Origin of the sequence: Alcaligenes ammonioxydans (assembly GCF_019343455.1) — a bacterium.
In the GTDB taxonomy this organism is placed as follows: Bacteria; Pseudomonadota; Gammaproteobacteria; order Burkholderiales; family Burkholderiaceae_B; genus Alcaligenes; species Alcaligenes ammonioxydans.
Genome location: NZ_CP049362.1, coordinates 579556 through 602345 on the forward strand (window position 1 = coordinate 579556; position 22790 = coordinate 602345).

Consider the following 22790-nt stretch of genomic DNA (forward strand, 5'->3'; position numbering starts at 1 on the left):
GGGGGCTGTTTTCTTGTCTCCTGCTTAGAAATGCCATTCCACCTGTACGGTCGGAGCGCTGGTTTTAATACCGGGCTTCAGGTTGCCGTTCGCCATGTAGCGGTTGCCGAATTTGTTGTGCCAGTATTCATAGCCAATGCCCACCCACAGGGTGTTTTTCTTGTCGAAGGCCACTTTGCCTACGTCCGCCATCAGGGAGGTACGCACCAGGACTTCAGACTTGGTGCTGATCCCGGCGTAGTCATGGCCTTTGGGGCTGGCATAGTTGGCAAAACCCTGGAACTTCAGCGGCAAGGCGCCTACCTCGAAAGGCAGGTTCCAGTTCAGACTAGCCATGAACTGAGGGTCAAACGAGCGGCGGCTATCGGGGCAGGCTGGTGCTCCCAGGCCGCAGTGGTTCCATTCTTTACCGATCATCAGGCTGAGATCGACAAAGCCGCGGGGCACATCAAACTTGAAGGTCGGGCCCAGCACCAGCAGACGCTTACGAGGTGCAAAGGCGGTGTTCTTGGTGTTCAGATCAAAGCCTGCCGTGATGGCTACGTCCTTGACCGGACCAAAGCCCAGGTCCTTGTCGAACACTTTGCCCATGGAAAGCTGGTGGCGGTAGGTCGCGTAGAACTCGGTGGCGCCATTGCTGCCATTTCCGCTGGACGGGTCGTAGCGGTCGGACTGCAAAACATCCAGATTAAAAAAGTTCTGTCCCAGGCTGTAGCCGTTGACGTGCGTCAGGCTCAGGATGTGCTTCTGGATAGTCCGATCGTTCATGGGCTCGGTGTATTGCGTGCTGAAGCGATAGCCCAGGAACGTGTCGCTCCAGTCTGCGGCCAGAGCAGTGCCCGATAGCAGGGGGGCGGCCAGCAAGGTGCATGCCCAACGGGCGGCGGGGCGTCGATGTTTCATGGTGTCTCCTCTTTGTTTGAGCGCAAGCAGGCCCTTGGGATCTGATGTCCCTTTCGGCCTGAGGCTTTGGTTTTTGGATAGGGGGTGCTACTGACTGTGCTTAGATTAATTATGGACAGTCGATACTTTTCCGTATGTACTGCGGAAATTTGAGTAAGCGCCCGTTTCAGGTCGGGCGCTTACTCGAAAAGGAGGGCGGCTTAGCCGTTTTGTGCGGCCAGATGGTTGCTGCTGTCTTCGGTCGTTTCGGCTGCGTCGGCCTGCTTGCGGGCCTGGGTGGCGGCAGTGGATTCGACCGTGTGGCCCTGATCTGCGTATTTCTGAACACCGTTGAAAAACAGATTCAGCACGATGGCAGAGACGGCGGCCAACAGGATTCCGCTGTGCAGCAGGGGAGCCAGAGCGGGAGGCATCTTGTCCAGCAGGTGCTCGGCGACCAGGGGAATCATGCCAAAGCCTAGGCTGATGGCCACGATGTAGGGGTTGTAGGGGTTGCGATTCAGGTTGGCAGACATCAGGATCTTGATGCCGGTGGCAGCCACCATGCCAAACATCACGATGCCCGCGCCACCCAGAACGTAGTTGGGGATGGAAGCCACGACAAAGGCCATTTTGGGAAACAGGCCCAGTATGATCAGGAAAGCACCGCCCATGACGCATACCCAGCGGCTGCGTACGCCGGTCACGCTGACCAGCCCCACGTTTTGCGAGAAGGAGCTGTGTGGAAAGGTGTTCATGATGCCACCGACCAGCGTACCCAGCCCATCAGTGCGCAGGCCACGCACCAGCGCTTCACGGTCAGTAGGACGGCCACAGATGGAACCCAGTGCCAGGAACATGCCCAGGGATTCAACCATGATGACCACCATGATCAGTGACAATACTGCCGCCGCGCCCAGCAGTGCCCAACTGAATGTGGGAACCCCGAAGTGAAAGGGCGTCACCACGGCAAACCAGCTGGTCTGATCTAGGCCATCGAAGGTGATGCGACCCATGGCCAGTGAAACGAAAAAGCCCGCAAGCAGCCCAATCAGCACCGCTACGTTTGCCAGAAAACCGCGTGCGAACTTGGTGATCAGCAAGATGACGGTCAGTACCATCAAAGCAATGGCCAGGTTCTCCAACGAGCCGTATTCAGGGTTGGGCATGGACAGGCCAGTGGCTGGGTCAGTAATCGTTGGAGAGCCGCCGCCGATCCAGTTCAGGCCCACACGCATCAGCGTCACGCCAATGACGGTAATGATGATGCCAGTCACAACGGGCGGAAAAAGCCCCATCAGACGGCTGAATACCGGGGCGATCACAATGCTGAAGATACCGGCCAGGATGGTGGCACCGAAAATGCCCGGCAGACCCAGTTGAGGGTCCAGGCCAATGGCAATCATGGGGCTGACTGCCGCAAAAGACACTCCCATCATCACCGGCAGCTTGATGCCGAAGATACCCAAGCCGCGAGCCTGGATGATGGTAATCAGGCCACAGCACAGCAGGTCAGCATTAATCAGGAATGCGATCTGTTCTTTGGTCAGGCCCAGGGCGGCGCCAATAATCAGGGGGACAGCAACTGCACCTGCGTACATCACCATGACGTGCTGTAAACCAAGGGTTGCCAGGCGCGCCGTTGGCAGGCGCTCGTCTACACCGTCGCAAGCAGTGGGTGTGGACACTTCTGGGTTGGCGGACATCCGGGTCTCCTTATTTAATACGTTATGCGCAGCCGATGCCTGGGCCGCGTAAGCATAAAGTTATCGGATGGGCGGTATCACTGGAAGGCGGTACGGCTTGATAAGTAGAATACGTAAAAACATATGGCAGGCTGATCGGTGCAAGGGTGAAAGGATATAAGCCCGGTAGACGGGGGGCTGTGTTCACGCCGTAGTCGAGTCTATTCCTGCTTTTTTCAGGTGTTTTTCGCTGCTAGGGGTATTGCCCACCTAGTCCAGCGTCAAAAACTGTGTTAGAAGCCGCCAAATTACTGATTCGTGCCAGCTTGTCGCGGGATGACGAGGCTGATGAAAAAAAAAGCGGCTTGCCAGCCGCTTTGGGAAGTTCGCTTATTTGTCCGACCACAGGACACCGGCTGTGGCCCAGTTCTCGCGCTTGACGTCGGTAAAGACAATATCAACCGCCTCTGGTGAACAGCCAAGCACGCGACAGGCTTCTTTGGTCAGGGCCTGAGCAAGTTCACGCTTGATTTCCACTGGACGGCCGTCGAATAGTTGTACGTTGATAGAAGGCATAAAGACTCCGTAAGGGGGATGGATTAGCGGCAAAAATCCGGCTCGCTCTGGTAGAGCTTGCGCAGCAGAGCCGGCCATTCTAGCAAGCCCTCGGGCTCGTTCCCCGGTAAAAGCTGGCGATGTGTCAAATCCAGCACATCCTTCGGGGGCAGATGCAGTTGCGGGCTGGCTGCCATGGCCGAGAGCTGAATGCGGCAGGCGCGCTCCAGAGCATCCATCAAGACATAGGCTTCGGTAACGGTGCGCCCACAAGTCAGGGCGCCGTGATTACGAAGCAGCAGGGCCGGATGGGCACCTAGCTGCTGCAGCAGGGCTTCTTGCTCCTGAGGCGGGAAGGCCAGTCCAGCATAGTCGTGATAGCCGATGTCTTGCCAGAAGCGCATGGCGTGCTGTGACAGGGGCAGAAGTCCGCAGGGCAGCGCTGATACGGCGATGGAGGCGTCGGTATGCAGATGGATGACACAGTGTGCATCCGCACGGGCGCGGTGAACCGCGCCATGAATGGCAAAACCACTGGGATTGGCACGGCGACCGGTTCCGTCCGCGACCTGCCCTTGCGTGTCAATCAGCAATAAATTGGACGCGCAGATTTCCGCAAAGCGCAAACCAAAAGGATTGATCAGGAACAGCCCATCCTGGCCCGGCAGACGCAGAGACAGGTGGGTGTAGATAAGGTCGTCCCAGCCCTGGCGGGCGGCCAGCCGGTAAGCAGCGGCCAGATTGACACGGGCGCGCCAATGCTCGGGGTCAATATCTGCCGGACGATGCGCGTAAATGGGCGCTAGGTCCGGCGTGATCGGACAGGACTGGCTCACGCTGCGGTGGTCTCCAATTCCGCGATGATGGCTTTTTCTTCCAATTGGATGACATCGCAGTTGTCACCCGGGCCTTTACGGTCGATGACGATGAAATCGGCGACCTGATTCAATGCCATCAGCGGATGGTGCCACACGCCGGTCGCATAGTTCACACCCTGATCGCCGCGGGCCAGAAACAGACGCAATTCGCTGGCTTTGGGGGCGGGACCGGCGGGGGCCACGATGACCAGGTAGGGTTGGCCCGACTGGGGGATGAAGGCTTGGCTGCCTTTGGGATGACGCTCCATCATCTCCACGGTAAAGGGCAGGCTGCGCGGCTGGCCGCGAAAAATCGAAACGATGGCTCGACCGTCCGTGCCGGGGTCAATGCTGGCCAGGTCGTGGTAGCGCTCGGTATTGCCTTCGTTGATGGTGAAATGCTGCACCGTGTCGCTCGCCTCGATAACGTCGCCAAACGGGGCGAAGGCATCAGCGGTCAGGGTTTCCAGCTTCAATGTGATGGTCATGGCAGATCCTCGATGAGGCAAAGCTGCGCGGTGTGGCAAGCAGCCCCGCGCAGGCAAGGTCAGAGCAAACAAAGGGCAGCGTGCCGCAGGCTGTCGCTGCCCTGATAATCTTGTTGGATCAATGCGTGATCCGGCAGGCTTCAGGTTCAGGCCAGCAGCGCGTCCAGACGGAAGCGGGCGATCTTGCCGATTTCGGTCAGGCAGGTCTGGAACTCGGTTTCAGCGCTGTTGTTCAGACGCGCTTGAACCGTGTCCATGATCTGGTAGCGGCTCAGTCCTTTGACAGCGATGACAAAGGGAAAGCCAAAGCGTTCGCGGTACTGTGCATTCAGACTGCGCAGGCGAGCCAGCTCCTCGGCTGAGCACTGGTCCAGGCCGGCGCCACGCTGCTCACCCGTTGACGCCGTGGTCAACGTGCCTTGCTCGGCTTCTTTGCCCGCCAGTTCGGGGTGAGCACAGATCAGGTTTTTCTGTTCCTCGTAAGAGGCTTGTTCGACCACATGCACCATGCAGGCATGCAGTTGATCCACGCTCTCAAAGGGACGTTGGTTCCAGCTACGCTCAGGGACCCAAGGGGAGTGTTCAAAAATACCTTCGAGCTTGTCCACAAATTGGCTCTGGTCCAGGCTGGAGAGTTCAGCCAGCGCCTGGGAGGTGGTGAGGGTTTGAGTAGTCATGTGTCAGTCCGATTGTCTAAGCGTAAAGAATGCGAGCCGAGCCGACTCCAGGGCCAGGCCTGGGAGCCGTTGTATCAAGGGTAGTGGGGAGGCGTTTACATGGTTTGCTTGTTTTAATCAAACCCTTATAAACCACCGCCAGGGGGGGGCTATGATTTTCTTATGTGGGACCAGTTTAAGTTTTCTGCTTATAAATAAAATAGAATTAGGCGTATAAATGATATATGCCATCTCGTATTGTGCATGTATGTCATTATCATGCTGGAAAAAAGCGTAAGAAGGAGAGACCAGGATGGCCGCCCGACGTGGGGATAACCCGCTTGATACCTATCTTTTGAGGGTGTTTTGCCTACTCGTTACCGAGCGCAGTGTCTCGCGTACCGCGTTCAAAATGAACCAGTCGCAGCCTGCTATCAGTGCGGCTCTACGACGCTTGCGCGACATTATTGGCGATCCATTGCTGGTTCGTGAGAAAGGCGGCATGGTGCCTACCGAGCGTGCCATCAGCCTGCTGGCTCACGCCAAGGGCGCTTTGGCTGAAATTGATTGCATGGTCAATGCGCCGGACAGTTTCGACCCGCAGGTCAGCCGTAGCGAATTTCATATCGGCGCGCCGGATTACCTGGCGCCTGTTTTTATTGGTGGGGTCGTCGAGCGTCTGCGCCGGGAAGCACCGGGCGCACGCCTGAATTTGCATTCCCTGGATGCCAGTTTCGATTTTGAGCGTTCGCTGGCTGAAGGGGATCTGGATATGGTCATCGGCAACTGGCCCGAGCCGCCCGATCGCATGCACTTGTCGGTGCTGTTGGAAGATCAGATCGTCTGTCTGGTCGCGGCGACCCACCCTTTGGCGCGCAAGGGCCTGACCCTGGACGATTATGTGCGTGCACGCCATGTGGTGCCCATGCCGTATTCCATCAATCAGCGCGGTGTCATCGACACTACCTTGTCGGCTCTGCGCATTCAGCGTGATGAGAGTGTCGTGGTGCAGTCTTTTTCGGCAGCACCGTATTTGCTACAGAATACAGACTTGGTGTTTACCACTTCGCGCCACTTTGCCGAGTTCTATTGCCGCCTGCTGCCCCTGGCAATTCTGGAGGCTCCGCTGGAGTTCCCGCCCATGCGGTTTTATCAGCTCTGGCATGAACGCAACCGGCACTCGCCCAGTCATCGCTGGTTGCGCCGGCTCTTGACCGAGTGCGGCAATCAACTGGCTTCTACCGAACCGTTGCCCCAACCCGATTCCTGAGCGTCAATCCCGCAAAATACTTGCTTTCGGGCTCGCGCTCGGGCAAATTAGCGAGCTACTCCTGCCTATGCGAAAGTGATACGGAACTTGACGGAAATTGTTGCACTTAATGCGACTGGTCACGGACACAATCCGGAAGGCAGGTTGATAATAATGTAGTTCCTAACCTTGCAGGGTGTTACGCGGTGTCTTTACCTCAGATGGGGGAATCCTTTACCTGGTTGTATATCTGTGTCGTGGCTTTTATGGTCGGCGGGCTGATTGTAGCCTCCGAACGTTGGCACGGCCGCTTGACCGGGGACAGCGACCTGAGCAAGCCCCAGGCTTCCCATTCCCGCCCCACACCCCGCGTGGGGGGGCTGGCGGTGGTGGCCGGCAGTTTGGCCGGTTTGCTGGTGCTGGGTCCGAGCAATATGACCTTGACCTGGTTGTGGCCGGTTTTGTTTCTGGCCGCCATGCCGGTGTTTGTGGCGGGTCTGGTCGAGGACATCACCAAGGATGTGGGTTCCCTCAAGCGCTTGCTGGCCGCCTTTTTGTCGGCTGCCATCGCCTGGTGGCTGCTTGGCGGAGTCTCGCGTGTGGGGGTCAGTTGGGCAGATTGGGTACTGGGTTTTTGGCCCATTTCCTTGCTCTTTACCATGATCGCTGTCGGTGGCTGTACACATGCCCTCAATATTATTGACGGGATGAATGGCCTGGCCGGCATGATTGCCACCTTGATGGCCTTGTCCTTGGCGCTGGTAGCCTTGCAGGTGCAAGACATTCCGATTTTTTTGATTGCCGCCTCGTTGGCCTCGGCCACCTTGGGATTTCTGGTCTGGAATTTCCCCTTCGGGCGCGTTTTTCTGGGCGATGGCGGGGCGTACTTCCTGGGCTTCATGCTGGCCGAATTGGCTGTCCAGCTCGTTGTGCGCAATCCCAGCGTATCGCCCTTCTATGCCCTGGCGGTATTGTTTTACCCTGTTTTTGAAACCCTGTTTTCGATTTGGCGCCGGCGTTTCAAACGCGGTGTGCCCGTGGATCAGCCCGATGCCTTGCACTTGCATCAACTGGTGTTTCGCCGTCTGGTGCGCTCCACGTTCAGTCGTGACAGTGGCGGGGCCTTGCCCGCGTTTTGTAACGCCATGACCTCGCCTTACCTGTGGGTGCTGGCTTTGATCGGTTTGGTTCCGGCAACGATCTGGTGGGACAATACCTGGGCCTTGTGCGCCAGCATGTTGGCCTTTTCACTCGTTTATATCTGGCTCTATTCCCGTCTGGTTTCGTGGCGTCGCCCCTCCTGGTTGCTGCTGCCCTCGGTAAGGCGGCGGGCAGACCGGGACTAATACTGTTAGGCGTTCAAGATTATTCCTTGCGCATAGCGCTAACTGGAGAATGAAGTTGCAACTTGAGAATGTGAAACTGGCCGTAGTCGGCTTGGGATATGTCGGTTTGCCTTTGGCAGTGGAGTTTGGCAAAAAGCGTTCCGTTATTGGGTTTGACATTAACGCGCGTCGTGTCGCCGAACTCAAGGAAGGGGTGGATCGCACCTTGGAAGTCGAGAGCGAAGAGCTGGCCCAGGCCACCGGCCTGAGTTATTCCTGCGAGGCCGATGAGTTGGCCCAGGCCAATGTGTTCATCGTGACCGTGCCCACGCCCATTGATGAGTTCAAGCAGCCTGACCTGACCCCCTTGGTTCGAGCTTCTGAAACCATCGGTAAAGTGCTCAAGCGTGGTGATATTGTCATTTACGAATCGACGGTGTATCCGGGCGCGACCGAAGAAGTGTGCGTGCCCGTGCTCGAACAGGTATCGGGCCTGCGCTTTAATGAAGATTTTTATGCCGGTTACAGCCCTGAGCGGATCAACCCGGGTGACAAGGAACATCGCGTCTCCACGATCAAAAAAGTGACCTCCGGCTCGACCCCCGAGGTTGCAGATCTGGTCGATGCCCTGTACCGCGAGATTATTGTTGTCGGTACCTTCAAGGCCAGCTCCATTCGTGTGGCAGAGGCTGCCAAGGTGATCGAGAACACCCAGCGCGACGTGAACATTGCGCTGATCAACGAATTGGCCCTGATTTTCAACCGTCTGGGCATTGATACCCTGGACGTGCTGGAGGCGGCCGGCACCAAGTGGAACTTCCTGCCGTTTCGTCCCGGTCTGGTTGGCGGTCACTGCATTGGTGTGGACCCGTATTACCTCACCCATAAGGCTCAGGCTATTGGCTACCATCCCGAGATCATTCTGGCTGGCCGCCGTCTGAACGACTCCATGGGCGGCTATGTAGCATCCCAACTGGTCAAAGCCATGACCAAGCGCCGCATTCAGGTGCAAGGCTCTCGCGTGCTGCTGCTCGGCTTGGCTTTCAAGGAAAATTGCCCGGATCTGCGCAACACCCGTATCGTCGATATCGTGCATGAGCTCAAGCAATACGATGTTCATGTGGATGTCTATGATCCATGGGTTGATCCGCAAGAGGCAGAGCACGAATACGGCATTACCCCAATCGAGACTCCCCAGGCAGGCGAGTATGACGGGGTGATTGTGGCTGTGGCCCACAACCAGTTCAAGGAACTGGGTATTGAAGGGGTGCGCCAGTGGGGCAAGCCCGAACATGTGCTCTACGACTTGAAGTATGTGTTTGATCGCGACCAGTCCGATCTGCGCCTTTAATTTTGGAAAGCATTATGAGCTCTGCATTTGAACAGGCGAGCCAGCAGTTGCGTAATCAGCCTAAAACCTGGTTGGTGACGGGCTGTGCCGGCTTTATCGGTTCCAATCTTTTGGAAGCGTTGCTGAACCTGGATCAACAGGTCGTAGGGCTGGACAACTTCGCGACTGGCCATCGATACAATCTGGACGAAGTGCGCGATCAGGTTGGTGCCGAGCGCTGGGCCCGTTTCCGCTTTATCGAAGGTGATATCCGCAATCTGGACACCTGCCGACAGGCCGTCAAGGGCGTGGATTATGTGCTGCATCAGGCCGCCCTGGGCTCAGTGCCTCGCTCTTTGAACGATCCATTGACCTCTAATGAGGTCAATGTGAGCGGCGCCTTGAACATGATGGTGGCAGCGCGTGACGAGCAGGTCGGCGCTTTTGTCTATGCGGCCTCCAGTTCCACCTATGGCGACCATCCCGGTTTGCCCAAGGTGGAAGATACCATCGGACGCCCCTTGTCTCCGTACGCGGTCACCAAGTTCGTGAACGAGTTGTACGCAGACGTGTTTGCCCGTGCTTATGGCTTTTCCAGCGTGGGCCTGCGTTATTTCAACGTGTTTGGTAAACGTCAGGACCCCAATGGCGCATACGCGGCCGTGATTCCCAAATGGGTATCGGCCATGATCCAGAACCAGGACGTGCAAATCAATGGTGATGGTCAGACCAGCCGCGATTTCTGTTTCATTGATAACGTGATCCAGATGAATATCCTGGCCGCTGTGCATCAAAAGCCCCGCACGGCCGAGGTCTACAACGTGGCACTGAATGCCCGAACCAGCCTGAACGAGCTGTTCGGGTATTTGCAGCAGACCTTGAGCCGCAACGGGATCAACTACACCAAGCAGCCTGTTTATGCGGACTTTCGTGCCGGGGATGTACTGCATTCGCAAGCGGATATCTCTAAAGCTCGCACTGAACTGGGCTACGAGCCGACTCACACAATTTTGCAGGGCCTGAATGTTGCCATGCCCTGGTATGTGGCGTTTCTGAGTTGATTTGGACCGGCCTGAAAGCACGTCTGTCTAGTCTGCATGACGACCATCGTCGCATCGCCCTGGGGGCGATGCGGGTGGCGTTTTTTCTATTGCTAGGCAAGGCGGCGGGCGCTTTCAAGGAAATGGCCGTGGCGTATCGCTATGGTGTGAGCGATGTCGTCGATGCCTATCAATTCACGATGGTCATGGCCAACTGGCTGCCCGTCACCATTGTCGGTTCCATGTCGGTTGTGTTGATTCCCGTTCTGGTGCGCCTGCATCGCCTGGAACCGGCTGCGCGCAGCCGCTTTTTAGGGGAACTCAAGGCCTGGTGCATCGTGCTTGGCTGTGTGCTGGGCGCACTGATCTGGATCAGCTGGCCCTGGGTGCTGAAATGGACTGGGCAGGGCTTGAGTCCCGCGGTTCATGAAATGAGTCAGGAGCTGCTGTTTGCCTTTGCGCCAGCGGCTGTGCTGACCCTGATGATAGGTTTGAGCGCCGCTCGTCTGCGCGCTCATGAGCGCCACATCAATACCTTGCTCGATAGCGTTCCGGCCTTTGTCATACTCATCTGGGTGCTGGCGGCAGGGGCCAATGCGGGCATTGGTCCGCTGCTGTGGGGCACCTTGCTGGGCCTGACTATTCAGGCGCTATGGTTGATGGTCCTGGCCTCACGGGCCGATCAGATCTGGGCGCGCCCCAGTATCAGCTTGCGTGCCGAGCAATGGCCCGATCTGCTCAAGGCGGCCACCATCATGCTGGTAGGGCAGGTGGCCATGAGTTTTGTCGGTCCGATCGACCAATATACGGCTGCCAATCTGGGTGCCAATGCCAACGCCACGTTGGGCTATGCCACGCGTTTGCTGGCGCTGGTGCTGGGGGTGGGGGCCGCGTCGGTAGGCCGTGCCGCCTTGCCGGTACTGGCAGATGTCCAGAGCCGGGGAGATCAGGCCCGTGCCCGCTCCATGGCCTTGAAGTGGTCAGTCATGATGTTGCTGGCTGGTGCGGGAGCAGCGGCCATTGGTGTCTTGCTGGCTCCCTGGGGCGTGGCGCTGCTGTTTGAGCGCGGCGCCTTCACGGCGCAGGATACGGCCACGGTCGCCCAGGTGTTTCGGTGGGGGCTGGTGCAACTGCCTTTTTATTTTGGGGTGCTGATTTTGGTGCAGTTGCTGGCCAGTCAGAACCGTTATAAATCCATGGCAATCATTGCCGTGATCAATTTTCTGGTGAAAGCGGCCTTGAATCCGGTGCTGGCGGCACGCATGGGTCCTTCGGGAATCATGCTGGCGACCAGTCTGATGTACGCGGCCTCTTTTACGTGTTATTTCATTTTGGCCTTAAAGCCAGCCAGCGCAACGGCGTCTGGTTCGCAGGAATAGGAAAACGTGCACAGTCATTCGGTAGTTCGCCCTCATATCATGTTGCTGATCCACTCTTTGGGTGGGGGCGGGGCGGAACGTGTTGCAGTCGATTTGAGCGCAGCCTGGGTGGCGCGTGGCTATCGAGTGTCCCTGGTGACGCAGGCCGGTTGTGACCAAGACGCATATACCGTGGCGCAAGGAGTGGAGCGTCATGTTCTGGGGACGGCAGGCAACAGCCGGGGCCGTCTGGATGCCTTGTGGAAAAACTGGCGTCGTGTCAGCCGCTTGCGTGCTTTGTTGCGAAAAACCAAGCCCGATGTCGTTCTGGGCATGATGACCACCTCCTCTGTGCTGGCTATCTCGGCCGCCAAAGGCCTGCCCTGCAAAGTGATTGCAACCGAGCATACCCACCCACCGTCTCAATCGTTGTCGCCTTTCTGGCAGAAAGCCCGCTTACGTACTTATCCGCAGGCACACGCCGTTATTGCCTTGACCGCCGGCACCGCAGACTGGCTGCGTGAGCATGTCCCTGGCAGTCAGGTACACGTGATTCCCAATGCAGTGCGCTGGCCCATGGACAGTGCCGAGCCTTTGGTGCCGGTTCCCGCCTTGCCAGATGGGCGCAAGCGCCTGCTGGCGGTGGGCCGCTTGCACCCGGTCAAGGGTTTTGACACCCTGATCGAGTCCTTTGCCATGCTATCGAACTATTTCCCCGACTGGGATCTGGTGATTCTGGGCGAAGGCGAGCAGCGGGGGGCGCTGGAGGCGCGGATCCAGGAGCTGGAACTGCAGGAGCGGATTCAGCTCCCGGGGCGTGTTGGCAATATGGCGGACTGGTACGAACAGTCGGATCTGTATGTGCTCAGTTCCCGGATGGAGGGCTTGTCCAACAGCCTGCTGGAGGCGATGGCCAGTGGCCTGACCGCGGTGGCTTTCGATTGTGATACCGGACCTCGTGAGATTATTCGCGCCAATATTGATGGTGTGTTGGTGCGCCCGGTTGAGGATATCGAGGCTTTGGCGGCGCATTTGTCCGACCTGATGGCCAATGAGGACAAGCGCCAGCGCCTGGCGCGTCGAGCCACCGATGTGCGTGACCGTTTTTCCTCGGCCCGCGTTCTGGCGCTATGGCAGCAAGTGTTGGAACAGTGCCTGCGTCGGACTTAAAATGGCGCTTTGCGTCGTGTCGGTAGACTCTCGCTATCCGGTCGATGAGCCCACGGAGGCCCAGTGAATATTCTGTTTTTCGTCAGCTCCCTGAACGCAGGCGGCGCCGAGCGTGTCGCCTCTACCTTGGCGAATGCCTGGGGCTTGCGAGGTGACCAGGTGACCCTGGTGCCAACCTACAGCGGGGGAGGCACGGCTTTTTACCCAATCGATTCCAGGGTGGAGGTGGTGTGGCTGGCCCATCGCATGCGCGGCAGCTGGCTGCCCAAACCCCTGGCCAAGCTGCGTGCCATGCGCAAGCTGGTGCATGAAAAGCAGCCTGACGTGATCGTTTCTTTTCTGACCAATGTGAATATCAATGTGTTGCTGGGGCTGGGCAAGATGGGCGTTCCCATTGTGGTGGGCGAGCGCACAAATCCGGCCTTCAGCAGCAGTGCCGGCAAGCTTTTGCAAGGCCTGCGTCGTCGTCTGTATCCCCAAGCCCAGGTGGTTACCGTCCAGACCCGTGCCAGTGTCGCAGCGTTTCAGGCCATGGTGCCGGGCATGAAACAGGTCATGGTTGTACCCAACCCCTTGCCCCAGGCGCTGGATGCGGTACAACGCGAGGTGCGGGTGGAGGAAAACCGGCATTGCACCTTGATGGCCATGGGCCGTTTGGTGCCCTCTAAACGCTTTGACGTGCTGATTCGCGTGTTTGCAGGACTGGCTGCCGATTACCCGGAGTGGAAACTGAAGATCTGGGGCGATGGCCCGCAGCGTGCACAGTTGGCACAGCAGATCGCCCTGTGCGGGGCGAGCGACCGGATTGAGCTGGCTGGCAAAACGGCCCAGCCCTGGCAGGAGATGGCGCGCTCCCATGCCTTTGTCATGACTTCGGAAGTGGAAGGTTTCCCGAACGTACTGCTGGAAGCCATGGCGATGGGCTTGCCTGCCGTCACGGTGGACTGTCCCAGTGGCCCGCGCGAGATCAGTTCCGATGGCAAAGATGCCTTGCTGGTGCCGGTTGGGGACGAAGGCGCCTTGACTGCTGCCTTGGCCGAGCTGATGGGGGATGGCGTTTTTCGGGGTGTGCTGGGGCGTCGCGCTGCGGCCGCGGTGCGCCAGCGTTATGAATTAGAGCAGGTTTTGCTTAACTGGGACCAGGTCTTTCAGGCCGCCCGTGGCGGTATAAAAGAGGGAGCCAAAGCATGAGTGCAGTGCAACCAGCGTCGTTGAGTCAGGAAGCGGATGAGGACAAGGCAGGAAAAACAAGGCCCGCCTTGCGGGTCGTGCATATTATTGCCGGGCTGGGGCAGGGGGGAGCGGAAACGGTTCTGTTTCGTCTGGTGACGGCCCCCGGGCAGGACACTGAACATATTGTGATCTCGTTGGGTGACGAAGATGTTTTTGGGCCGCAGCTACGTGCGGCCAATATTCCTCTGTATTGCCTGCACATGCAGTCACCCCTGGGTTTTCTGAAAGGGCTGGGGGCATTGACGCGGGTGCTGCGCGAGGTGCAGCCCGATGTTGTGCAAACCTGGATGTACCACTCTGATCTGATTGGCGGCGCGGCAGCGCGTCTGGTGGGCATTCCGGCGGTTTCCTGGGGCATTCGCAACTCGGGGGCCAACTTGTATCAGGGCAGCCCGAAAGCGCGCCTGGTGGCCTGGTTGTGTGCCCGCCTGTCGCGCCTGATTCCCAATCTGATTGTGTCTTGCGCCGAGAACGCGGCCCGACGTCACAAGCAATGGGGGTATCGCGCCGACATCATGAAGGTGATTCCCAATGGCTACGATTTGAGCCGCTGGCATCCCGATCAGCAGGCACGCGAAGCAGTGCGTCAAGAGCTGGGCCTGTCGCTGGATACGCCCGTCATAGGCAGTGTGGCCCGCTGGAATCCCTTGAAGGATCACCCCAATTTGCTGGCGGCCTTGGCTCGCAGCCTGCACCGGCATCCCACTTTGCGTTGCTTGCTGATTGGTGATGGCATGGACAGCAGCAACGAGACCTTGATGCGTTTGCTGGATCAACATCAATTGCGTGACAGTGTCATTTTGATGGGGCGTCGCAGCGATGTGCCTCGTCTGATGAATGCCTTGGACGTGCATGTCTTGTCCAGTTCGGCAGAAGGTTTCCCCAACGTGGTGTGCGAGGCCATGGCTGCCGGTGTGTCCAACGTGGTCACTGATGTGGGCGATGCGGCCCTGATCGTGGGCAATGAGGGGTGGATCGTGCCGCCCAGCAATGCCGAGGCGCTGGCCGGCGCCATCAACAGCGCCGTCGATGAGCTGGGTGCGCCATCCTGGCAGGCGCGGCATGAGCATGCCCGTGAACGGGTGGCCCGTCTGTTTTCCCTGGAAGGCATGGTCAAGAATTACACGCAGGCCTGGAAGACCTTGACGGCCCAGCATCCACCCAAACGCAAGCGCAGCCGTCAGGCCCTCAGTGTGTTGACCGATGAGTCGGGTAACAAAACCCGCATGCTGATGTTTGTGGTGAATAATCCGGCTTTTTTCCTGTCGCACCGTTTGCCCTTGGCGCAAGCTGCGCAGCGTGAAGGGTACGATGTGCATGTCGCTACCATGGACGGCCCTGCTGTTGCCGACATTGAGCGCCACGGCTTGCAGCATCATGCGCTGCCCATGACGCGCAGCGGGACCAATCCCTTACAGGAGCTGCAAACCATCTGGGCCTTGTGGCGCTTGTTCCGACGGGAGCGCCCCGAACTGGTTCATGCCGTCACCATCAAACCTGTTTTGTATGGCGGCATTGCGGCGCGGCTGGCTGGCGTGCCCGGTTTCTTGGCCGCCGTGTCCGGTCTGGGGTATGTGTTTACTCAACGCGAGAAGTCCTTTGACCCCGTGCGCTGGATTGCTTTGCTGCTCTATCGTATTGCCTTGGGGCATCCCAACAGCCGTGTGATTTTCCAAAACAGCAATGATCGTGATGTGCTGCTGAACGATCGCGTGGTCAAACGCGACCAATGCATCCTGATTCGTGGCTCCGGAGTGGACCTGAACGAATTTCAGGCTGTGCCCGAGCCGCCGGGCCCGCCCGTCGCCTTGATGGTGTCTCGCCTGCTGGTGGACAAAGGGGTGCGAGAGTTCGTGGAGGCGGCCCGCATCAGCGCCGCTCAAGGCAGCCCGGTTAAGTGGGTGTTGGCCGGGAGCCCCGACCCGGGTAATCCGGCCAGCATCAGTGATCAGGAGTGGCAAGGCTGGCAGCAACAAGGCCTGGTGCAGTGTCTGGGGGAACGGCGCGATATTGCGCAGCTTTACGCCCAATCGCATATTGCTGTGCTGCCGTCTTACCGTGAGGGCTTGCCCAAATCCCTGGTGGAAGCCGCTGCCTGCGGACGGGCGGTGGTCACAACCGATGTGCCCGGTTGCCGCGATGCGATCGAGCCAGGAGTCACTGGCGTGCTGGTGCCGGTGCGAAATGCACAGGCATTGGCAGAAGCCGTGATGGAACTGGGTGAGGATACGGTCAAGCGACAGGCGATGGGCGTTGAAAGTCGGCGCCTGGCGCAAGAGGCATTTGATATAGACCGGATCAGTCAGGCCCATCTGGATCTGTACCAGTCTTTGAGCCGATAGGGTGTTGACCGCCTTGGTTCAAGACCAAGGTAGACAAAACGGGCTGAACGGTCGTTGAAGTCTTGGATTTACAACCAAGTCATCGCAGACAGTTCAGCCCGTTTTTTAGATTGCCAGAGCCTGGAGCAGGGCTACTGGACGCTAGTGAATCAACGCGACTTTAGAAAGGCAATGCCGCATCCGGCTTCAAGGCCAGTAGTGCCGCCCGGAACTCCCCTTGAATCCGATCCAGCGCCTCTTGGGACTGGGCCTCGAAACGCAGCACAATCACGGGCGTGGTATTGGAGGCGCGAGCCAGACCGAAGCCATCGGGATACTCGGCACGCACGCCATCGATGGTGTTGAGCTGATTGGCGCTTGGGAAACGCCCTTCTTTTTGAAGCCGGGCAATCAGGGCATGGGGCTCACCCTCGGCCAGTGGCAGTTTCAGTTCGGGTGTCGACAAGTCCTGGGGCAAGGCTTCCAGTTCGGCCGTGGGGTTGGCTGTGCGCGAGAGAATCGCCAGCAGGCGTGCACCGGTGTACAGGCCGTCGTCAAAGCCATACCAGGCTTCCTTGAAGAAAACGTGGCCGCTCATCTCGCCAGCCAGGGGGGCGCCCGTCTCGGCCAGCTTGGCCTTGATCAGGGAATGACCGGTCTGCCACATCAAGGGTTGGCCACCAGCCTTGGCAATTTCCAGAGCGACATGGCGGCTGCATTTCACGTCAAAAATGATGGTGGAGCCAGGTTCGCGTTGCAAAATATCGCGTGCATACAGAATCAGTTGACGGTCTGGCCAGATGATCTGGCCCGAGCGCGTCACCACGCCCAGGCGGTCGGCATCACCGTCAAAGGCCAGGCCCACTTCACAGTCCGTGTTTTGTACATGCGCGATCAGGTCTTGCAGATTGTGCGGCTCGGCCGGGTCAGGGTGGTGGTTGGGGAAGCTGCCATCCACCTCCTCAAACAGCATGTCGACCTCGCAGCCCAGGGCCTTGAACAGCCGGGCGGCAACGACGCCGCCCACGCCATTGCCACAGTCCAGGGCGATCTTCATCGGGCGCGCCAGGGTGACGCGCTCGGCGATCGTGCGCACGTACTGGTCCAGCATATCTTTCTTCTGGCCTGTACCGGGTTGAGGCGCTGGCTGGGCGCCGGCCTGCATGCGTTGCATCAGGCCCTGGATGTCCTGCCCGTGCAGGGTCTTGCCGGCCATCATCATCTTGAACCCGTTGTAATTGGATGGGTTATGGCTGCCGGTAATGGCAACCCCCGAGCCTGTTTCCAAGACATTGGCGGCAAAGTAAACGACCGGGGTGGGTACCATCCCCAGGTCCACGGTGTTGACACCTCCTGCCTGGATGCCTTTTTGCAGGGCCTGGGACAGGGAAGGGCTGCTATGGCGGCCATCGTAGCCCACGACCAGGGTTTGAACGTCTTGTTCACGGGCACTGGCGGCCAGTGCCAGGCCCAATTGATAGGCGAAGTCTGGGTTCAGTTGTTCGGGAACCGTGCCTCGAATATCGTAGGCCTTGAAAACAGCAGTCGGTAGGGCAGGAAGCTGGGTCACGTCGTGTCCTGAGTGGATAAGTAAAGAATGTAGTTTAGCGTGAATGCCCCCCGCTTTCGTGAGTTACCATTAAGAGCTGTAGCGCGACAGCAAGAGCGCCCGACTGTTTTTCTTGAGTGGCTTGGGTCATGACTTTTCTAAACGAACTTGAACAGCGTATTGGTCAGCAACATGTGCTGACAGGACAATCCATGCAGCAGTACCTGGAGGATTGGCGAGGACGCTATACCGGCACTGCGGTGGCGGTTGCCCGACCTGCAACGACGCAGGAAGTGGCCCAGGTCGTGCGCCTCTGTGCTGAACATCGTGTGCCTATTGTTCCGCAGGGCGGCAATACGGGTCTGTGTGGCGGCGCGACGCCGGATAACACGGCCACCGCACTGGTATTGTCCCTGGAGCGTTTGAACAAAATTCGCAGCGTGGATACCGAGAACGACACCATGGTGGTGGAGGCGGGCTGCATTTTGCAGAATGTGCAGCAGGCCGCCCGCGACCATCAGCGCCTGTTTCCCTTGAGCCTGGCCGCCGAAGGCAGTTGCACCATTGGTGGCAATCTGGCCACCAATGCGGGCGGCACGCAGGTTCTGCGTTACGGCAACGCGCGTGATCTGACGCTGGGCCTGGAAGTGGTGACCGCCCAGGGCGAAATCTTGCACGGTCTGCACGGCCTGCGCAAAGACAATACCGGTTACGACCTGCGTAATCTATTCATTGGCAGTGAAGGGACGCTGGGCATCATCACGGCAGCCACCATCAAGCTTTATCCCCAACCTGTTGCTGCCTGCACCGCCTTGCTGGCGCTGGACACCATTGAGGATGCAGTACACGTGCTGGCCTTGGCACGCCAGGGTCTGGCAGCCTCCCTGACCGGTTTTGAGTTGATTGCGGGCAATTGTCTGCAAGCGGTGCTGCATTGCTATCCCGATCAACGCATGCCGTTTCAGGGGCCGGCGGCCCAGGCAGCCTGGTATGCCCTGCTGGAGCTGTCTGATAGCGAAAGCCTGGAGCATGCGCGCGAGCGCTTTGAAAGCGTGATCGGGCAGGCCCTGGAGCAGGAGCTCGTACAGGATGCGGTCATTGCGGAGACCATTGCGCAGAGCAAGGCGCTGTGGCATTTGCGTGAGAGCATTCCGCTGGCCGAGAAAGCCTATGGGAAAAGCATCAAGCATGATGTTTCCATTCCCGTCTCCCTGATGGCTCAATTTGTGCATGAGACGGACCAGGCCTTGCAGGACGCTTTTCCAGGCTTGGAAAACGTGACTTTCGGACACCTGGGCGATGGCAATTTACATTACAACGTGGCACGTGGAACGGCTTTTACGGAAGAAGAGCTGTTAAAGCGCCAGGACGAAATCTATACCCTGGTCCACGATAGCGTCCATCGTTTTCAGGGCTCCATCAGTGCCGAGCACGGCGTAGGTCAACTCAAGCGTCAGCTTTTGCCCCGCTATAAAGACCCGGTGGCGTTGAGTCTGATGAAGCAAATCAAGCTGGCGCTGGACCCCTTGGGGATTATGAACCCCGGCAAGGTCTTGCCTGACTGATTGACGTGGTGGCTGGATGCTTTTTCGCCCTTATATCCTCGGTAGTGCGGTCTTTTTCCTTGTTTTGGGAGTTCTGGCCTCGGTCACCATGGGCTCGGCAACGGACTTGTCCTTAAGCGCCTTTTTCTTCGATCCTCAGATGCTGGACTTCCCCTGGCGATTGCAGCCGTTTGTGGATTTGTTCGGTCGCAAGCTGGTGTGGTTCGTGCCCTTTGGCGGGGCAGTCATCGCTGCGGTTGTGGCCTGGCGCTTACCCAGGGGCTCTTGCCGGCAGTTGGCCTGGGCAGGGGCCGCTTTCTACATGGGCAGCGGCCCCTTGCTAATAGGCGTATTGAAGCATCTGACCGCCATGCCAAGGCCTTTTAATCTGGCCCTGTTCGGTGGCACGGAATCAATGCCTGATTATTTCTGGGCCCATTCCTGGGCCCAGGCAGGTAACGCCCTGCCCAGCGCCCATGCTGCATCCGGCTTTGTGCTGCTCTCCCTGTTTTTTGTGGGTGTCATGATAGGCTGCCGCAAACTGACTGCCGGAGGATTTGTTCTGGGACTGGGCGCGGGCCTGTTGTTTGGCTTTTTACGCATCATGCAGGGTTATCATTTTCTCAGTCAGGTACTGGCCTCCGGCGCAGTACTGGGCCTGTATGGTTGCGTTCTGTTTTATCTTTTATGGACCTGGGCCAGACACAAACCGTTGGAATCTTGATGGTTTGATCCATGCTAGCCTGCCCGCCGAGGCATTTTTCTGTCTGGAGTGGCCCGAAGAGTTGGCTTGTTACGGCTTGATGTTAGCCCGACCAGCCGGCTCGAATGGCGTATAAAAAACACCCCGGTTTCTGATACGGAAACCGGGGTGTTTGGCTCAAAGGCGCTCAAAAAGGGCCTGACAGCCTCCTTGCCTACACAATAGCGGGCAAGACGCGTCCGGCACATTCGCCAAAAGAGAGGGTCGGGTAGCCATCCTGGCGGCAGAAACCCTTAAGAATGACCTCGTCCTGATCTTCCAAGAAATTGCGCTGCTCTCCCCAAGGCAGATCAATCGGGTTCTTGCCCCCCTGGTTCATTTCCAGCAAAGAGCCTTCCTGACCTTTGCCCGGACCGGACAAGGTGCCAGTGCCCAGCAGATCACCGGTTTGCAGATTGCAACCGTTGACGCTGTGGTGGGCAACGAGTTGGGCCACGGTCCAATAGGCTTGCTTGAAGTTGCTGCGCGAGAGCAGGGCCGGATCTTTGTGTTGCTGGCGTGACTGCTCGGTGCTCAGGTACACCTCCAGCTCCACATCCAGCACGCCGCTTTCCAGATTGGCCTGGTCCTGCAAATAGGGCAGGGGCTGAGGATCGGATTCAGGACGACTGAATGGGCGACGGAAAGGAGCCAGAGCTTCCAGTGTTACTACCCAGGGGGAGATGGTCGAGGCAAAGTTCTTGGCCAGGAAGGGACCCAAAGGCTGGTATTCCCAGGCTTGCAGGTCGCGTGCCGACCAGTCATTGAACAGGCACAGACCAAAAACGTGCTCGTCTGCCTGACCGATAGGAATACGGTGACCCGCTTTGTTGCCTTTGCCAATCAGAATGCCCATTTCCAGTTCAAAGTCCAGGCGCTGGCAAGGACCAAAGTTGGGCTGCTCCTGCCCCTCGGGTGGGCGGGTCTGGCCGATGGGGCGCGGGAACTGCTGGCCAGACACACCGATGCTGGACGCCCGGCCGTGGTAGCCAATAGGCACCCACTTGTAGTTGGGCAGCAAGGGTGCATCGGGGCGGAACTGTTTGCCCACTGCTGTTGCGTGGTGCACGGAAATGTAGAAGTCGGTGTAGTCGCCAATCTGGGCGGGCAGGGCGTATTCCAGCTTGCTGCGTTCGATCAGCATGGGGCGCAGGCGCGATTCGGCCGAGGAGCCCTGGCGCAAGTCCTGCGACAAGGCGGCACGCAGTGCGCTCCAATATTCCTGACCCAAGGCCATCAGATCATTGAGAGCCGGTTTGACGCAGGCTGCCAGGGCGTCGGCGGCTTTGCCGTGCCAGGGGGTATCGCAGGCCAGCAGGCCCAGATCCAGGGCGTAGGGGCCGATCGCCACCATGACACGGAAGTCTTCCTGACTGTCACGGCGGCGCGCTACGGCAAAGGGCAGGTTCTGGATAGGAAAGCCGTTGTCGGCCTCGTTGGCGCCGGGCACCCAGCTTTGCAGCGTGGGATCGTGAGTGTCATTCAGATAAGCGTGGGTCATGCCTTTTGTTCCGTAGAGAAATGTTTTTCCAGACCGTCCCAGACGGCATCGTAGTTAGCCTGCAGGCTGTTGCTTTGCAAGGCCCGAGGCGAGGGACGAATCACTTTGCGGGTTTCAAACATAAAGGCCATGGTACCGCGCAGATAGTCCGCCTTGCTCAGATCTGCGCGGCTGGCCTTGTCAAAGGTGCTGGCATCGGGGCCGTGCGGGCTCATGCAATTGTGCAGGCTGGCACCGCCCGGCGCAAAGCCATCGGCCTTGGCATCGTACACACCCTGGATCAGACCCATGAACTCGCTGGCGAAATTACGGTGGAACCAGGGTGGGCGGAAGGTATTTTCCATGGCAAGAATGCGGGGCGGGAAAATGGCGAAGTCCAGGTTTGCCGTACCCGGCGTGTCCGAAGGGGAGGTCAGCACAGTGAAAATACACGGGTCGGGATGATCGTAGCTGATCGAGCCGATGACATTGAAATCCCGCAAATCGTATTTGTAAGGCGCATGCGTGCCATGCCAGGCCACTACATCCAGTGGCGAATGGCTTAATGCGGCGACCCAAAAGCCGCCGGTAAATTTGGCGATCAGTTCATGTGGCTCGCTGACATCCTCGTACCAGGCGACCGGTGTCTTGAAATCGCGTGCATTGGCCAGACCGTTGGAGCCGATCGGACCCAGTTCGGGCAAGCGCAGCGGCGCGCCGAAATTCTCCAGCAGATAGCCCCGGGCGGTATCGTCCAGCAGCTCTACCTTGAAGCGCACGCCACGAGGCATGACGGCAATTTCGCAGGGTTCGATTTCCAGGATGCCCAGTTCGCTGAGCAGACGCAGACGCCCTTGCTCGGGCACGAACAGCATCTCGGCATCGGCGTTGTAAAACACCCGGCGTCCCATGGACTGGTTGATGGCATACAAATGGATGGCAATGCCGCTTTGCGAGTCGCTGCTGCCATTGCCTGCCCAGGTGTGAACGCCGGCCAGAAAATCAGTGGGTGTATCGGGCAGGTTCAGCGGATTCCAGCGCAAGCGGTTGGGGTTGGCCGGCCCGTGTCCGAAGTCCTCATTCCAGTAGGGGGCTCCCTCAAAAGCGGCAAAGGCTCCCTGTTTGGCGCTGGGGCGAATGCGATACAGCCAGGAGCGGCGGTTATCGGCGCGCGGCGCCGTAAAGGCGGTACCGGACAGTTGCTCAGCGTACAAGCCATAGGGGCAGCGTTGGGGCGAGTTGCGCCCAAGGGGAAGCGCACCGGGCAGGGCCTCGGTGGCAAAGGCATTACCAAAACCAATCTGATACTTCAAAGCGCTCATTGGG

The 22790-nt window shown here is 58.5% G+C and carries 19 protein-coding genes and 1 pseudogene; 11 read left to right on the plus strand and 9 right to left on the minus strand.

Annotation, left to right across the window (positions count from 1 at the left end):
* Positions 1-24 precede the first annotated feature (24 nt).
* From FE795_RS02620 to uraD, 6 genes are all read right to left on the minus strand, one after another.
* The gene (locus FE795_RS02620) at positions 25-903 is read right to left on the minus strand and encodes a hypothetical protein (RefSeq protein ID WP_003803868.1); all 879 of its coding nucleotides are present in this window, start codon (positions 901-903) and stop codon (positions 25-27) included.
* 200 nt (positions 904-1103) lie between these two features.
* Positions 1104-2588, minus strand: a complete 1485-nt coding sequence (locus FE795_RS02625) for a nucleobase:cation symporter-2 family protein (protein ID WP_003803867.1) — start codon at positions 2586-2588, stop codon at positions 1104-1106.
* 369 nt (positions 2589-2957) lie between these two features.
* Positions 2958-3143, minus strand: coding sequence for a 4-oxalocrotonate tautomerase (locus FE795_RS02630; protein ID WP_003803864.1), 186 nt, complete (start codon positions 3141-3143; stop codon positions 2958-2960).
* Between the two features lie 23 nt (positions 3144-3166).
* On the minus strand, positions 3167-3958 hold the full coding sequence (locus FE795_RS02635) for a class II aldolase/adducin family protein (protein WP_219235596.1): 792 nt from the start codon (positions 3956-3958) through the stop codon (positions 3167-3169).
* The gene (locus tag FE795_RS02640) at positions 3955-4467 is read right to left on the minus strand and encodes an ureidoglycolate lyase (RefSeq protein ID WP_131071281.1); all 513 of its coding nucleotides are present in this window, start codon (positions 4465-4467) and stop codon (positions 3955-3957) included. Before FE795_RS02640 ends, FE795_RS02635 begins: the two co-directional genes overlap by 4 nt.
* A 146-nt stretch (positions 4468-4613) precedes the next feature.
* Positions 4614-5144 carry a 2-oxo-4-hydroxy-4-carboxy-5-ureidoimidazoline decarboxylase gene (gene uraD / locus FE795_RS02645; RefSeq protein WP_003803856.1) on the minus strand — a complete coding sequence of 177 codons (531 nt, stop codon included), beginning with the start codon at positions 5142-5144 and terminating at the stop codon, positions 4614-4616.
* Between the two features lie 292 nt (positions 5145-5436).
* Between uraD and FE795_RS02650 the strand changes: the two genes are divergently transcribed.
* The 9 genes and pseudogenes from FE795_RS02650 (at position 5437) to FE795_RS17395 (ending at position 16170) form a co-directional block, all read left to right on the plus strand.
* Positions 5437-6393 (plus strand): LysR family transcriptional regulator, encoded by a 957-nt coding sequence (locus FE795_RS02650; protein ID WP_003803852.1) that lies wholly within the window; start codon positions 5437-5439, stop codon positions 6391-6393.
* A 200-nt stretch (positions 6394-6593) separates the two neighbouring features.
* Complete coding sequence (locus FE795_RS02655; protein WP_003803851.1) at positions 6594-7718, plus strand: MraY family glycosyltransferase; 1125 nt, start codon at positions 6594-6596, stop codon at positions 7716-7718.
* A gap of 55 nt (positions 7719-7773) precedes the next feature.
* On the plus strand, positions 7774-9048 hold the full coding sequence (gene tviB, locus FE795_RS02660) for a Vi polysaccharide biosynthesis UDP-N-acetylglucosamine C-6 dehydrogenase TviB (RefSeq protein WP_003803850.1): 1275 nt from the start codon (positions 7774-7776) through the stop codon (positions 9046-9048).
* Positions 9049-9062: 14 nt separating this feature from the next.
* Positions 9063-10088 (plus strand): SDR family oxidoreductase, encoded by a 1026-nt coding sequence (locus FE795_RS02665; RefSeq protein ID WP_003803849.1) that lies wholly within the window; start codon positions 9063-9065, stop codon positions 10086-10088.
* On the plus strand, positions 10085-11446 hold the full coding sequence (gene murJ, locus FE795_RS02670; protein ID WP_003803848.1) for a murein biosynthesis integral membrane protein MurJ: 1362 nt from the start codon (positions 10085-10087) through the stop codon (positions 11444-11446). Before FE795_RS02665 ends, murJ begins: the two co-directional genes overlap by 4 nt.
* A 39-nt stretch (positions 11447-11485) precedes the next feature.
* Positions 11486-12595, plus strand: coding sequence for a glycosyltransferase family 4 protein (locus tag FE795_RS02675; protein ID WP_039943882.1), 1110 nt, complete (start codon positions 11486-11488; stop codon positions 12593-12595).
* Between the two features lie 63 nt (positions 12596-12658).
* Complete coding sequence (locus FE795_RS02680; protein WP_059318632.1) at positions 12659-13786, plus strand: glycosyltransferase family 4 protein; 1128 nt, start codon at positions 12659-12661, stop codon at positions 13784-13786.
* A pseudogene (locus FE795_RS17390) lies at positions 13783-14847 on the plus strand (glycosyltransferase); the annotation flags it as partial. The gene FE795_RS02680 and the pseudogene FE795_RS17390, both read left to right, overlap by 4 nt.
* A 207-nt stretch (positions 14848-15054) precedes the next feature.
* Positions 15055-16170 carry a glycosyltransferase family 4 protein gene (locus FE795_RS17395; RefSeq protein ID WP_059318800.1) on the plus strand — a complete coding sequence of 372 codons (1116 nt, stop codon included), beginning with the start codon at positions 15055-15057 and terminating at the stop codon, positions 16168-16170.
* Between the two features lie 160 nt (positions 16171-16330).
* Here the strand turns inward: FE795_RS17395 and FE795_RS02690 are convergent, their stop codons facing one another.
* Entirely contained in the window at positions 16331-17719 is a 1389-nt protein-coding gene (locus FE795_RS02690) for a phosphomannomutase/phosphoglucomutase (protein ID WP_003803844.1), read from the minus strand.
* A 128-nt stretch (positions 17720-17847) separates the two neighbouring features.
* Between FE795_RS02690 and FE795_RS02695 the strand changes: the two genes are divergently transcribed.
* Positions 17848-19263, plus strand: coding sequence for an FAD-binding oxidoreductase (locus FE795_RS02695; RefSeq protein ID WP_059318634.1), 1416 nt, complete (start codon positions 17848-17850; stop codon positions 19261-19263).
* A 16-nt stretch (positions 19264-19279) separates the two neighbouring features.
* The gene (locus tag FE795_RS02700; protein ID WP_059318635.1) at positions 19280-19966 is read left to right on the plus strand and encodes a phosphatase PAP2 family protein; all 687 of its coding nucleotides are present in this window, start codon (positions 19280-19282) and stop codon (positions 19964-19966) included.
* A 193-nt stretch (positions 19967-20159) separates the two neighbouring features.
* Here the strand turns inward: FE795_RS02700 and fahA are convergent, their stop codons facing one another.
* Entirely contained in the window at positions 20160-21485 is a 1326-nt protein-coding gene (gene fahA, locus FE795_RS02705) for a fumarylacetoacetase (protein WP_219235598.1), read from the minus strand.
* Positions 21482-22786 carry a homogentisate 1,2-dioxygenase gene (hmgA, locus tag FE795_RS02710; protein ID WP_219235600.1) on the minus strand — a complete coding sequence of 435 codons (1305 nt, stop codon included), beginning with the start codon at positions 22784-22786 and terminating at the stop codon, positions 21482-21484. The genes fahA and hmgA overlap by 4 nt, the downstream gene beginning before the upstream one ends.
* Between the last annotated feature and the right edge of the window lie 4 nt (positions 22787-22790).

What these genes read in the sequence shown, in the direction of transcription:
- FE795_RS17395 (WP_059318800.1), top strand. Translation starts at nt 15,055, where the DNA reads ATGCTGATGTTTGTGGTGAATAATCCGGCTTTTTTCCTGTCGCACCGT.
- FE795_RS02630 (WP_003803864.1), bottom strand. Translation starts at nt 3,143, where the DNA reads ATGCCTTCTATCAACGTACAACTATTCGACGGCCGTCCAGTGGAAATC.
- FE795_RS02695 (WP_059318634.1), top strand. Translation starts at nt 17,848, where the DNA reads ATGACTTTTCTAAACGAACTTGAACAGCGTATTGGTCAGCAACATGTG.
- FE795_RS02665 (WP_003803849.1), top strand. Translation starts at nt 9,063, where the DNA reads ATGAGCTCTGCATTTGAACAGGCGAGCCAGCAGTTGCGTAATCAGCCT.
- fahA (WP_219235598.1), bottom strand. Translation starts at nt 21,485, where the DNA reads ATGACCCACGCTTATCTGAATGACACTCACGATCCCACGCTGCAAAGC.
- FE795_RS02675 (WP_039943882.1), top strand. Translation starts at nt 11,486, where the DNA reads ATGTTGCTGATCCACTCTTTGGGTGGGGGCGGGGCGGAACGTGTTGCA.
- hmgA (WP_219235600.1), bottom strand. Translation starts at nt 22,786, where the DNA reads ATGAGCGCTTTGAAGTATCAGATTGGTTTTGGTAATGCCTTTGCCACC.
- FE795_RS02625 (WP_003803867.1), bottom strand. Translation starts at nt 2,588, where the DNA reads ATGTCCGCCAACCCAGAAGTGTCCACACCCACTGCTTGCGACGGTGTA.
- FE795_RS02655 (WP_003803851.1), top strand. Translation starts at nt 6,594, where the DNA reads ATGGGGGAATCCTTTACCTGGTTGTATATCTGTGTCGTGGCTTTTATG.
- FE795_RS02650 (WP_003803852.1), top strand. Translation starts at nt 5,437, where the DNA reads ATGGCCGCCCGACGTGGGGATAACCCGCTTGATACCTATCTTTTGAGG.
- uraD (WP_003803856.1), bottom strand. Translation starts at nt 5,144, where the DNA reads ATGACTACTCAAACCCTCACCACCTCCCAGGCGCTGGCTGAACTCTCC.
- FE795_RS02640 (WP_131071281.1), bottom strand. Translation starts at nt 4,467, where the DNA reads ATGACCATCACATTGAAGCTGGAAACCCTGACCGCTGATGCCTTCGCC.
- FE795_RS02700 (WP_059318635.1), top strand. Translation starts at nt 19,280, where the DNA reads ATGCTTTTTCGCCCTTATATCCTCGGTAGTGCGGTCTTTTTCCTTGTT.
- FE795_RS02620 (WP_003803868.1), bottom strand. Translation starts at nt 903, where the DNA reads ATGAAACATCGACGCCCCGCCGCCCGTTGGGCATGCACCTTGCTGGCC.